Source organism: Sphingomonas sp. CFBP9019, from assembly GCF_034045155.1.
GTDB lineage: Bacteria > Pseudomonadota > Alphaproteobacteria > Sphingomonadales > Sphingomonadaceae > Sphingomonas > Sphingomonas aerolata.
Map to the genome: position 1 here is coordinate 603035 of NZ_JAXCWK010000003.1, position 12914 is coordinate 615948.

General features: G+C 66.8%; 10 protein-coding genes. All 10 read right to left on the reverse strand.

Annotated elements, in window-relative coordinates; all coding sequences use genetic code 11:
- Nucleotides 1-35: 35 nt before the first annotated feature.
- Nucleotides 36-698 carry a DUF4893 domain-containing protein gene (locus SOM18_RS10865; RefSeq protein WP_320481638.1) on the reverse strand — a complete coding sequence of 221 codons (663 nt, stop codon included), beginning with the start codon at nt 696-698 and terminating at the stop codon, nt 36-38.
- Between the two features lie 1011 nt (nt 699-1709).
- Entirely contained in the window at nt 1710-3116 is a 1407-nt protein-coding gene (gene lpdA / locus SOM18_RS10870; protein ID WP_320481639.1) for a dihydrolipoyl dehydrogenase, read from the reverse strand.
- A gap of 127 nt (nt 3117-3243) precedes the next feature.
- A complete protein-coding gene (gene odhB / locus SOM18_RS10875; protein WP_320481640.1) occupies nt 3244-4491 on the reverse strand; it encodes a 2-oxoglutarate dehydrogenase complex dihydrolipoyllysine-residue succinyltransferase in 1248 nt (415 codons plus the stop codon).
- Between the two features lie 128 nt (nt 4492-4619).
- Complete coding sequence (locus tag SOM18_RS10880) at nt 4620-7559, reverse strand: 2-oxoglutarate dehydrogenase E1 component (RefSeq protein WP_031440110.1); 2940 nt, start codon at nt 7557-7559, stop codon at nt 4620-4622.
- Between the two features lie 82 nt (nt 7560-7641).
- Complete coding sequence (gene sucD / locus SOM18_RS10885) at nt 7642-8526, reverse strand: succinate--CoA ligase subunit alpha (protein ID WP_031395407.1); 885 nt, start codon at nt 8524-8526, stop codon at nt 7642-7644.
- Between the two features lie 56 nt (nt 8527-8582).
- Nucleotides 8583-8879 carry a GIY-YIG nuclease family protein gene (locus SOM18_RS10890; RefSeq protein ID WP_031440111.1) on the reverse strand — a complete coding sequence of 99 codons (297 nt, stop codon included), beginning with the start codon at nt 8877-8879 and terminating at the stop codon, nt 8583-8585.
- Nucleotides 8880-8946: 67 nt separating this feature from the next.
- Entirely contained in the window at nt 8947-9909 is a 963-nt protein-coding gene (gene mdh, locus SOM18_RS10895; RefSeq protein WP_031440112.1) for a malate dehydrogenase, read from the reverse strand.
- Nucleotides 9910-10171: 262 nt separating this feature from the next.
- On the reverse strand, nt 10172-11263 hold the full coding sequence (gene zapE / locus SOM18_RS10900; protein WP_320481641.1) for a cell division protein ZapE: 1092 nt from the start codon (nt 11261-11263) through the stop codon (nt 10172-10174).
- Nucleotides 11264-11392: 129 nt separating this feature from the next.
- Nucleotides 11393-11860, reverse strand: coding sequence for a PaaI family thioesterase (locus SOM18_RS10905; RefSeq protein ID WP_031440115.1), 468 nt, complete (start codon nt 11858-11860; stop codon nt 11393-11395).
- Between the two features lie 267 nt (nt 11861-12127).
- Nucleotides 12128-12910 carry a succinate dehydrogenase iron-sulfur subunit gene (locus SOM18_RS10910; protein WP_031393667.1) on the reverse strand — a complete coding sequence of 261 codons (783 nt, stop codon included), beginning with the start codon at nt 12908-12910 and terminating at the stop codon, nt 12128-12130.
- Between the last annotated feature and the right edge of the window lie 4 nt (nt 12911-12914).

Genomic DNA, 12914 nt, shown 5'->3' on the forward strand with positions numbered 1-12914 from the left:
CACGATCCTCCCCCGCAAGGGGGAGGATTCTGTGCTCAGCGCGGCGTCGCGGGCGTCGCAGGCGGCACCGGGACCAGTTCGTAGAGATCGAGGATCGCGCCCTGCCCCGCGCGCGTCATCACGAGGCGCCAGCGCAGCGGGCCGACGCGTTCGACGACGCCCGCGACGTCGCGTGCCGGGTTGGTGCCATAGGGCGGCGCGACCTGCGCGGGCGTGGTGCGGACGGTGCCGAGGAACACCTGCCGCCGGTCGGTGTCGGGGTGCAGCCAGCCACCGGGCAGCGTCGTGCCGGTCTGCTTGGTGAAGGAGAGCCCCGCGCCGTCGCCGTCGACATAGCAGAAATCGGGCGCGAAGCTCGCATAGCCCGCCCGCCCGCCGAGCCGGACCAGCCGGCAGCGATAGGAGCCGGGCGACAGCGCGGGAAGGTCGAGTGCGCCTGCGGGATCGAGCAGCGCACCCTCGGCCGCGATCCGCCCCGCCAGCCGTCTGGGCACCGCGGCGCGCGCGCGCGTCCAGTTGTCGCCGAGCGCCGCGAGCCGGGCGCGGTCGTCGGGCGTCGCGATCGTCGTCCAGTTTGGGGCGGCCGGTGCGGGGTCCGCCGCAACGGCCGGGGCCTTGCCCGCGCTACCGCCCCGGGGCTGCGTCGCGCAGCCGGCGAGACAGGCCGTTCCTACCGCCAGGATCATCAACGCACGCACGGGCAGGCTCCTTGCACGGCCGGTCGCGACGATGGCGTCGCCGCGGCGTGGAGACGAGTGGCTATGCCGGGCTGGTAAACGGATTGCTAACAACTGCACTAATCTGGCTCAGTTTCGACCCGAGGTGAGGGCTGGATGCGGTGAGGTGCGGGTGAGCGGTTGGTGGAGGTTGGCAGGGTACGAGGCAACCCCCTGCCTGTCGTCATTTCGGCCCGAACCGGGACTCAGCGCCGCGGGTGCCTGCGCTTGGGGCTCTGGGTCCCGGCTTTCGCCGGGATGACGGGAGGGGTGTGGGTCGTCGCGGGGGCGGGAGCGATTTTGTGGCGCCTCCCCTTCCCGTCATCCCGGCGGACGCCGGGACCCATGGCCGCGGACAGGGTTATGGCAGCACGGGATCGCCGGGTCCGCCGTAACCATGGGTCCCGGCGTTCGCCGGGATGACGGATGGGGTGCGGGTCGTTGCGGGTTTGCCTGCCGCTACGGCCCGGCGATCGATGGCGAGAGACATGTTGCGCCCACCCGGTGCCGTCATCCCGGGCTCGACCCAGGATCCAGAGCCGCAGGGGGTTACGCTTGCAGCTCTGGATCCTGGCTTTCGCCAGGATGACGGGGGGGGGCGGGTTGTGGCGGGTGCGGGAGCGATTTTGTGGCGCCTCCCCTTCCCGTCATCCCGGCGGACGCCGGGACCCATGGTCGCGGGCCGGGTTATGACGACGCCGTATCGCCGGGTTCGCCGTGACCGTGGGTGCCGGCTTTCGCCGGGATGACGGAGGGGGGTGCGGTCGCTCATGGGGTTTGGGCTTGAGAGCGGGTATGTTTCGCGCGCGATCGGGAGACGTGGAGAGGGCGCCGGTGGGGTTTCCACCGACGCCCTTCCGAAACGCAGCTTGGAGCGGGCTTGGCCGGACAGGGGCTAAGCCCCTGTCGTCGGACGGCGCTGGAGCGCCGCCGGCCGGTCCGACCGCCGGGTGCTCGGCCGTAGCTTGCGCTACGGCCCTCGCGCGGTCGGACTCAGATGTGGATCGGCTTGCCCTGTACGGCCATCGCCGCTTCCTTCAGCGCCTCGGCATGCGTCGGATGCGCGTGGCAGGTGTAGGCGATGTCTTCGCTGGTCGCGCCGAATTCCATCGCGATGGCGGCTTCGGCGATCAGCGTGCCGGCGAGGCTCGAGACGATCCAGACGCCCAGCACGCGGTCGGTCTTCGCGTCGGCGATGACCTTGACGAAGCCGTCGGTGTCGCGGTTGGTCTTGGCGCGGCTGTTGGCGGCGAAGGGGAACTTGCCGACCTTGATGCCACCCGATTCGGCGGTCATGTCCTTCGCGGCTTCCTCGGTGAGGCCGACGCCGGCGATTTCGGGCATCGTGTAGACGACGGACGGGATGACGTCCTCGTTGACGATGCCGGTCTGGCCGGCGATGTTCTCGGCCACCGCGACGCCCTCGTCCTCGGCCTTGTGCGCGAGCATCAGGCCGGGGACGCAGTCGCCGATCGCCCACACGCCGTCGACCTTGGTCTTGAAGCTGTGGTCGGTCTCGATCTGACCGCGCTTGTTGAGCTCGAGGCCGATGGCTTCGAGATTGAGGCCGTCGACGTTCGCCTTGCGGCCGATCGAGACGAGCACTGCGTCGGCGGTCATCGTCTCGGACGCGCCGCCGGCAGCGGGCTCGACGGTGACGGTCGCGACACCGTTGTCGACGGTCACACCGGTGACCTTGGTCGAGAGCTTCAGCTCCATGCCCTGCTTCTTGAAGAGCTTGGCGCTCTCGCGGCGGACTTCGCCGTCGAAGCCGGGGAGGATCTGGTCGACGAATTCGACGACCGTGACCTTCGCGCCGAGGCGACGCCAGACGCTGCCCAGTTCGAGACCGATCACGCCGCCGCCGATGACGACCATGTGCTCGGGCACCTTGGGGAGCGCGAGCGCGCCGGTCGAGTCGACGACCGTGGTCTGGTCGACCTCGACGCCGGGGAGCGGCATCACGCTCGAGCCGGTGGCGATGACGATGTTCTTGGCGGTGACCGTCTGGCCCGCGACGTCGACGGTGTGCGCGTCCTGGAACGCGGCCTTGCCCTTCAGCCAGGTCACCTTGTTCTTCTTGAACAGGAATTCGACGCCGCCGGTCAGTTCCTTGACGGCCTTGGCCTTTTCGGCGTGCATCTGGTCGAGGTTGAGCGTGACGCCGGTGAACTCGACGCCGAACTTGGTCATGTGACCGGCCTTGGCCTCCTCGTACAGCTCGGAGGCATGCAGCAGCGCCTTGGACGGGATGCAGCCGACGTTGAGGCAGGTGCCGCCGAGCGTATCGCGGCTCTCGGCGCAGGCGGTGCGCAGCCCGAGCTGTGCGGCGCGGATCGCGGCGACGTAGCCGCCGGGGCCTGCGCCGATTACGAGGACGTCATAGTCATAGTCAGCCATTGTCGCTTCTCTCTTACTTCCCCGGCGCAGGCCGGGGCCCAGTTGGGAGATATATGGGGAGGGCGAGGCGCTTCGTCACCGCGGCCTTCCCCACTGGGCCCCGGCCTGCGCCGGGGTGGTTAGATATTTACAGGTCGATCAGGATGCGCGTCGGGTCTTCGATCGCGTTCTTGAGCGCGACGAGGAACGTCACGGCTTCGCGGCCGTCGATCAGGCGGTGATCGTAGCTGAGCGCGAGATACATCATCGGGCGGATGACGATCTGGCCGTTCACGACGACCGGGCGCTCCTCGATGCGGTGGAGGCCGAGGACCGCGGACTGGGGCGGGTTGATGATCGGGGTCGACATCAGCGAACCGAACACGCCGCCGTTCGAGATGGTGAAGGTGCCGCCCTTCATCTCGTCCATCTTGAGCGCGCCGTCCTTGGCGCGCTTGCCGAAGTCGCCGATCGTCTTCTCGATCGTCGCGACCGACATCTGGTCGGCATCGCGGATCACGGGGACGACGAGGCCGCCCGGCGACGAGACCGCGACCGAGATGTCGGCGTAATCGTGATAGACGATGTCGTCGCCGTCGATCGATGCGTTGACCGACGGGATGTCGCGCAGCGCCATGGTCGCGGCCTTCACGAAGAAGCCCATGAAGCCGAGGCGGACGCCGTGCTTCTTCTCGAACAGATCCTTGTACTTGGCGCGCGCCTCGATCACCGCGGTCATGTCGACGTCGTTGAACGTCGTCAGCATCGCGGCGGTGTTCTGCGCTTCCTTGAGGCGCTTGGCGATCGTCTGGCGCAGGCGCGTCATGCGGACGCGCTCTTCACCGCGGCCCGAGGCTGCGGGCGCTGCGGCCGGTGCGGGCGCAGGTGCTGCGGCCGGAGCGGGCTTGCTCGAGGCGGCGGCGGTCACGTCTTCCTTGGTGATGCGACCGTCACGGCCGGTGCCCTTGACGGTGCCGGGGTCGACGCCGTGCTCGAGCACCGCGCGGCGGACCGACGGCGAGAGGGCTGCGGGCGAGTCGCTGGTGCCGGCGCCGGGCTGGTCGCCATAGCCTGCGCCGGACTCGTCCTTGGCGGGTGCCGCGGGCGTTGCGGTCGCGGCGGGCTCGGGGGCCTTGGCAGGCGCAGCGGCGGCGCCGTCGCCCGAGTCGATCGTGGCGAGCATCGCGCCGACCTGGACCGTGTCGCCGACTGCGACCGCGTGCTGGCCCATGACGCCGGCGACCGGCGAGGGCACCTCGACCGAGACCTTGTCGGTCTCGAGGCTGGCGATGGGCTCGTCGACGGCGACGGGATCGCCGGGCTGCTTCAGCCACTCGCCGAGGGTGGCTTCGGTGATCGATTCACCCAGGACGGGGACGGTGACTTCGGTTGCCATTTTCTCGGTTCCTCCACCCCGGCGTAGGCCGGGGTCCAGTTACGAAACGCTGATTGGCCGGCGTTTCGCTCAATTATATCTACCATCCCAACTGGGCCCCGGCCTTCGCCGGGGTGGTAGAAGACAGTTTAGTTCGCGCGGGTGCGGCGGATTTCGTCGCGGACGCTGTGGCCGAGCGCGTCGGCGACGAGCGCGCCCTGCTCGGCCTGGTGACGCTTCATCAGGCCGGTCGCGGGCGAGGCCGAGGCGCTGCGCCCGGCGTAGCGCGCACGCTTGACCGGCGAATTCACGCTGGCCAGCGCCTCCTCGATCAGCGGCTCGACAAAGAACCAATAGCCGTTGTTCTTCGGCTCTTCCTGCGCCCAGACGATCTCTTCCAGGTTCGGCATCTTCGCGACGCGCTCGGCGATCGGGTTGCCGGGGAAGGGATAGAGCTGTTCGACGCGGACGATCTGCGTGTCGGTGTCGCCCGCCGCATCGCGCGCCTCGATCAGGTCATAGGCGACCTTGCCGGTGCACAGGACGAGACGCTTGGTATCGACGTCGGCCGCACCGTTGGTGTCGGACAGGAGGCGACGGAAGTGGCTGTCACCCTGGAAGTCCTCGGCGTTCGACACCGCGAGCTTGTGACGGAGCAACGACTTGGGGGTCATCACGATCAGCGGCTTGCGGAAGTTGCGGTGCATCTGCCGGCGGAGCAGGTGGAAATAATTCGCCGGGCTGGTGCAGTTCGCGACCTGGATATTGTCGTCCGCGCAGGACTGGAGGAAGCGTTCGGGACGGGCCGAGCTGTGTTCTGGCCCCTGCCCTTCATAGCCGTGCGGGAGCAGCATCACGAGGCCGTTGGCGCGAAGCCACTTCGACTCGCCGGACGTGATGAACTGATCGATCATGATCTGCGCGCCGTTGACGAAATCGCCGAACTGCGCTTCCCAGAGGACGAGTGTCTTCGGGTCGGCGAGCGCATAGCCATATTCGAAGCCGAGCACGCCGTACTCGGACAGCGGGCTGTCGAGCACCTCGAAATTGCCGTGCTCGATCTCCTGCAGCGGCACGTACTTGTGCTCGTCGGTCTGGTCGACCCACACCGCGTGACGCTGCGAGAAGGTGCCGCGGCCCGAATCCTGGCCGGACAGACGGACGCCGTATCCTTCGGAGAGCAGGCCGCCGAACGCGAGCGCCTCGCCGGTCGCCCAGTCAAAGCCCTTGCCCGACTTGAACATCTCGCGCTTGGCGTCGAGCACGCGCGCGAGCGTCTTGTGGATCTTCACGCTCTCGGGAACGGTCGTCAGCGTGCGGCCGAGCGAGTCGAACAGCTTCTGGCTGAGGCCGGTCTCGACGTTGCGGCGCGCGGACGCACCGTCGGTCGGCGCGCTGAGGCCGGTCCAGCGACCGCCGAACCAGTCGGCCTTGTTCGGCTTGTACGACGCACCCGCCTCGAACTCGCCCTCGAGCCGCAATGTGAGCTGCTTCACATTCTCGTCGATCCAGGGCTGGTCGATCACGCCTTCCTTGATCAGGCGGTTGCCATAGACCGAGCTGACGCCGGGATGCTTGCGGATGATGTCGTACATCAGCGGCTGGGTGAAGGAGGGCTCGTCGCCCTCGTTATGACCGAAGCGGCGATAGCACCACATGTCGATGACGATGTCGCGGTGGAACTTCTGACGGAATTCCATCGCCATCTTGGTGGCGAAGGTCACCGCTTCGGGATCGTCGCCATTGACGTGGAAGACCGGCGCCTGGACGCCCTTGGCGACGTCCGACGGGTAGGGCGACGAGCGCGCGAACTGCGGGCTGGTCGTGAAGCCAACCTGATTGTTGATGATGAAGTGGACGCAGCCGCCGGTGTTGTAGCCGCGGATCCCTGAGAAGCCGAGGCACTCCCAGACGATCCCCTGCCCCGCGAACGCCGCGTCGCCGTGGATCAGCACGGGGAGCGAGGCGACATGGTCCTTCAGATCGTTGTTGAGCGTCTGGATCGCGCGCGTCTTGCCGAGCACGACCGGATCGGCAGCCTCGAGATGCGACGGGTTGGCGACGAGGCTCATATGAACCTTGTGGCCGTCGAACTCGCGGTCGGTGCTGGTGCCGAGGTGATACTTCACGTCGCCCGAGCCGCCGATGTCATCGGGGTTGGCCGATCCGCCGGCGAATTCGTGGAAGATGACGCGGAGCGGCTTTGCCATCACGTTGGCGAGCACGTTCAGACGACCGCGATGCGCCATGCCGATGACGATCTCGCGCACGCCCATCTGGCCGCCATACTTGATGACCGATTCGAGCGCGGGGATCATCGATTCGCCGCCGTCGAGCCCGAAGCGCTTCGTGCCGACATACTTCTTGCCGAGGAACTTCTCCCACTGCTCGGCTTCGATGACCTTGTTGAGGATCGCCTTCTTGCCGTCGACGGAGAACTCGATCGCCTTATCCTGGCCTTCCATGCGCTCCTGGAGGAAGCGACGCTCCTCGACATCGGCGATGTGCATGTATTCGAGGCCGACATTGCCGCAATAATTCTTGCGCAGCGTGTCGACGAGCTCGCGGATGGTCGCCCATTCGAAGCCCATCGTGCCGCCGAGATAGACCTTGCGGTCGATGTCGGCGTCGGAGAAGCCGTGATATTCGGTCTTCAGATCCTCGGGCATCTCGCGCTTCGACAGGCCGAGCGGATCGAGATTGGCGGCGAGGTGACCGCGGACGCGGTAGGTGCGGATCAGCAGCTGCGCGCGGATCGCGTCGGCCGCGGCCTTGGCGATCTCGTCCTTCGAGACGGGCGCGGGCGCGGCGGCGGCGGGAGCAGGCTTGCCGCCACCCTTTGCGGGCTTGGGCGCGGGCTCCATCTGGGTCGGGTCGAGCGCCGCGGTCAGATCGTCCGTGGTGGTCAGCGGCCAGCGCGCGCTTTCCCAGCTCGGGCCCTGCGCGGAGCCTTCGAGCCCCTCGAAGAACGTCCGCCAGCCGGATTCGACCGAGGCCGGATCGGCGGTGAACTTGGCGTAGAGCGTCTCTACGAACGCCGGGCTGACGCCGGCTGCGATATCGCTGAAATCCTGGCCTTCGTAGCCCATGTCACTCGCCTTCCGTGTTCTCCCGCGAAGGCGGGAGCCCAGACTGGGCCCCCGCCTTCGCGGGGGAACAGCCTTCTTTGACTTAACCCTTCAGCACGCTCAGCAGCGTCTCGCCGAGCAGGCTGGGGCTTTCCGAGACCTTGATCCCGGCAGCTTCCATCGCCGCGATCTTGCTCTCGGCATCGCCCTTGCCGCCCGAGACGATCGCACCGGCATGGCCCATGCGACGACCCGGAGGTGCGGTGCGGCCCGCAATGAAGCCGGCCATCGGCTTCTTGCGGCCACGCTTGGCCTCGTCGATCAGGAACTGTGCGGCCTGCTCCTCGGCGTCGCCGCCGATTTCGCCGATCATGATGATCGACTTGGTCTCGTCGTCCGCGAGGAACAGCTCGAGCACGTCGATGAAGTTCGTGCCGTTGACCGGATCGCCACCGATGCCGACCGCGGTCGTCTGACCAAGGCCTGCGTTCGAGGTCTGGAAGACCGCCTCATAGGTGAGCGTGCCTGAACGGCTGACAACGCCGACCGAGCCCTTCTTGAAGATCGAACCGGGCATGATGCCGATCTTGCACTCGCCGGGGGTCAGCACGCCGGGGCAGTTCGGGCCGATGAGGCGCGACTTGGAGCCCGCGAGCGCGCGCTTGACCTTGACCATGTCGAGCACGGGAATGCCCTCGGTGATCGCGACGATCAGCTCGATCTGTGCGTCGATCGCCTCGAGGATCGAGTCGGCGGCGAAGGGAGGCGGCACGTAGATGACCGACGCGGTCGCGCCGGTGACCGACTTCGCCTCGGCGACGGTGTTGTAGACGGGGAGGTCGAGGTGAGTCGTACCGCCCTTGCCGGGGGTGACGCCACCGACCATCTGCGTGCCGTATTCCAGCGCCATCTTGGTGTGGAAGCTGCCGGTTTCGCCGGTCATGCCCTGCGTGATGACCTTGGTGTTCTTGTCGACGAGGATGCTCATCTAGTTTTCTCTCTCTCGTTCCCCGGCGGAGGCCGGGGCCCAGTTGGGAAGGCAGGTCAGTCTGGCGTCAGCGTATCAAACAGATCATCCCAGTTCGGGTTCATCCCTTCGATCGCTTTCACCTTCCAGGCCCGTTTCCATTCCTTCATCTGCAGCTCACGCTGCCGGGCGGCGTCCAGATCATCATAGACTTCGTACCAGACGAGTAGATGACAACCGTATTTCTTCGTAAATCCTGCGACGACCCCGTTGCGATGCTCCCAAGCACGCTTGGGAAGATTGCTGGTGACGCCGAGATAGATCGTGCCGTTACGCCTGCTGGCCATGATGTAGACGCAGAAGGCGGTATCCATCACGGGACTTCTCCCAACTGGACCCCGGCCTTCGCCGGGGAACAGCAGATCGGCTCATGTCCTCAAATCAGTTCAGGCTACCGTCGATACCCTTGCACGCCACGATCAGTTCCTTGACCGCGTCGACCGAGACCTGGAGGTTGCCCTTGGCTTCGTCGTCGAGCTTGATCTCGACGATCTTTTCGACGCCGCCGGCGCCGATCACCACGGGCACGCCGACATACAGGTCGTCGAGGCCGTATTCACCCGAGACGTAGGCCGCAGCCGGCAGGACGCGCTTCTGGTCGTAGAGATAGGCCTCCGCCATCGCGATGCCGCTGGTGGCGGGCGCGTAATAGGCCGAGCCGGTCTTGAGCAGCGCGACGATCTCGCCGCCGCCGCCGCGCGTGCGCTTGACGATCGCGTCGATCTTTTCCTGGCTCGACATGCCCATCGCGATGAGATCGGGGACGGGGATGCCCGAGACGGTCGAGTAGCTGATGACCGGGACCATCGTGTCGCCGTGGCCGCCGAGCACGAAGCTGGTGACGTCCTTGACCGAGACCTTGAACTCGTCGGCGAGGAAGTGGCTGAAGCGCGACGAGTCGAGCACGCCGGCCATGCCGACGACCATGTGGTGCGGCAGACCCGAGAATTCGCGCAGCGCCCAGACCATCGCGTCGAGCGGGTTGGTGATGCAGATGACGAACGCGTTCGGTGCGTTGGCCTTGATGCCCTCGCCCACGGCCTTCATGACCTTCAGGTTGATGCCGAGCAGGTCGTCGCGGCTCATGCCGGGCTTGCGTGCGACACCGGCGGTGACGATGATGACGTCCGCACCGGCGATGTCGGCATAGTCGTTCGAGCCGGTGATCGTCGAGTCGAAGCCTTCGACCGGGCCGCACTGCGACAGGTCGAGCGCCTTGCCCTGGGGGATGCCCTCGGCCACGTCGAACAGGACGATGTCGCCCAGACCCTTGAGTGCTGCGAGGTGCGCGAGCGTGCCGCCGATGTTACCGGCGCCGATCAGCGCGATCTTCTTGCGAGCCATTCCAATCCGTCTCCGTCTGATGTGCGGGGTGATTGGTGACGCCGGTTACGCGCATTATGGCGCTACGGCAACCGTTAAAGCGGAAAAGTGGTCGCGTTATTGCAAGTCGTTCGCAGGAGCAATAAGCTTGCCGACGTGCGCTGAACCACCCCGGCGAAGGCCGGGGCCCAGTTGGGGGACGGTGCAAACTATGCGCAGGTCTTCGTTACGACGGCCTTTCCAACTGGGCCCCGGCCTTCGCCGGGGTGATGTTTGGGGTGCGTCAGATATGCCCTTCCGCCAGATACTCCTCGGAGCGCATCTCTTCCAGACGGCTGATCGTGCGGTCGAATTCGAACCGGCCGTCGCCGCTCGTGTAGAGATCGCCCGGCTGCGCGTCGGCGGCGGCGAGCAGCTTGACCTTGTGCTCGTAGAGCGCGTCGATCAGCCCGACGAAGCGCGCGGCCTCGTTGCGGTTTTCGGGCCCGAGCTTGGGGATGCCGACGAGGATGATCGCGTGAAATTTGCGGGCGATGGCGAGATAGTCGGCCACCCCCCGCGCCTCGCCGCACAGCTTCCTGAAGCTGAACACCGCGACGCCTTTCAGCGACTTGGGCACGCGCAGGGCCCGGCCCTGGACGATCAGCTCCTCGGACGGGACATGCTCGCTGTCGTCGGGCGAGAAGTCGGTGAGGCGAAAGAACGCGGCGGAGAGCTGCGCGGTGGCCTCGGGGCCGTTGGGGACGAGCCAGGTGTCCTGGCTGCCGAGCCGGTCGCGGCGGTAATCGACGGGGCCGTTGAGCGGGAGGACGTCGAGCCGCTGTTCGATCGTCGCGATGAAGGGGAGGAAATGCTCGCGGTTGAGGCCGTTCTTGTAGAGATCGGCGGGCGGGCGGTTCGAGGTGGTGACGATCGTCACGCCGGAATCAAGCAGCGAGGTGACGAGCCGCGACAGGATCATCGCGTCGGGGCTGTTGGTGACCATCATCTCGTCGAACGCGAGCAGCCGGGTCTCCTCGGCGATCGCGGTGGCGACGGGGACGATCGGGTCGCCGACCTCCTTGCGACGCTCGGCGGCGATGCGCGCATGGACCTCGAGCATGAACTCGCCGAAATGGACGCGCCGCTTCTTCTCGACCGCGACCTCGGCGAAGAACAGGTCCATCAGCATCGACTTGCCGCGGCCGACCCCGCCCCAGAGATAGACGCCGCGCGGCGCCGGTTTTTTCGCAAAGCGCGCGAAGAAGCCGGTCGCGACGGGTGCGGCGAGTTCGGTGGCGAGCGTGTTCAGGCGCGCGGCGGCGGCGGCCTGTTCGGGGTCGGGGCGGAGTTCACCCGAGGCGACAAGCGCTTCGTAGGCGGCGAGGACGGTCATTGGTCTTTACCACCCCGGCGGAGGCCGGGGCCCAGGGGGAAAGGTTGCCGTGATGGATCGCTACGCTTGAACAATGATCGTGTCCCAACTGGGCCCCGGCCTTCGCCGGGGTGGTGATAGCGGTCGGGGTCAGCCCTTCGGCGGCTTAGGCGACGGCTTGCGGATCGTCGCGGAGAAGGCCGCGATCTTTGCCTCGTCGTCGCCTTGCACCACGAGGCCCCGCAGGAACAAGAGGCGGCCGGTTTCCTTGAGCACCTCGACCTGCGCCTCGATCGGGGCGCCGATCCGGCCGCCACCGATGAACTGGGTGTTGAGGTCGAGCGTCACGGCCGTGCCGGCGGTGATCAGCCCGAAGCCACGCGCGGCGGCGAACAGCGCGACGTCGATGAAGCCAAGCAGCGCGCCGCCGTGCACATTATCCTGCAGGTTCGAATGGCGACGCTCGGGCGTGATGCGGACGCGGACGCGGTGGCCGTCGACGCGGTAGAGCATGGGGCCGAGCAGCGTGTTGAACCGGGTCGGGTCGGACAGGGTCCAGCTGCGCCAGCCGGGGTTTGCGGGGTCTTCGGCGTCGAGGAAATGGGGGGTATCGGTCATGAGTTCCGTTCGTCCTGAGCGAAGTCGAAGGACTTTGGGAGCGCCACCCCCTGCCCCGGGGCCTGTGCTTCGACTTCGCTCAGCACGAACGGGGTTGGGGGAGCGCCACCACCTGCCCCGGGCTTGTGCTTCGACTTCGCTCAGCACGAACGGGGGTGGGGGAGCGCCGCGCCCTGCCCCGGGCCTGTGCTTCGACTTCGCTCAGCACGAACGGAGGGTGGAGCGAGGCGGGGCGAGAGCGAGGGGACCGCCCTCCACCCCCTCAGATCAGACGATCCGTTCGGCTTCCATCTTCTTGATCTCGGCGATCGCCTTGGCGGGGTTGAGGCCCTTGGGGCAGGCGTTGGCGCAGTTCATGATCGTGTGGCAGCGATAGAGGCGGAACGGATCCTCGAGCTCGTCGAGCCGCTCACCGGTCATCTCGTCGCGGCTGTCGGCGAGCCAGCGATAGGCCTGGAGCAGGATCGCCGGGCCGAGGAACTTGTCGGCGTTCCACCAATAGCTCGGGCACGAGGTCGAGCAGCAGGCGCACAGGATGCACTCGTACAGGCCGTCGAGCTTCGAGCGATCCTCGGGCGACTGGAGACGCTCCTTGCCCGAGGGCGGCGGGGTGACGGTCTGGAGCCAGGGCTTGATCGACGAATATTGCGCGTAGAAATGCGTGAAGTCGGGGACGAGATCCTTGATCACGTCCATGTGCGGCAGCGGGGTAATCTGGACCTCGCCCTTGCAATCCTCGATCGCGGTGGTGCAGGCGAGACCGTTCTTGCCGTCGATGTTCATCGAGCAGGAACCGCAGATCCCCTCGCGGCACGAACGGCGGAAGGTCAGCGAGCTGTCCTGCTCGCCCTTCATCTTGATCAGCGCGTCGAGCACCATCGGGCCGGTCTCGTCGAGGTCGAGCTCGAACGTATCGTAACGGGGATTTTCGCCGCTATCGGGATCGTAGCGATACACCTTGAACGATTTCAGCCGCTTGCCCCCGCTGGTCGAGGCGTGCTTGACGCCCTTCTTAACGACGCTGTTTTTCGGGAGCGAGAATTCGGCCATTGCG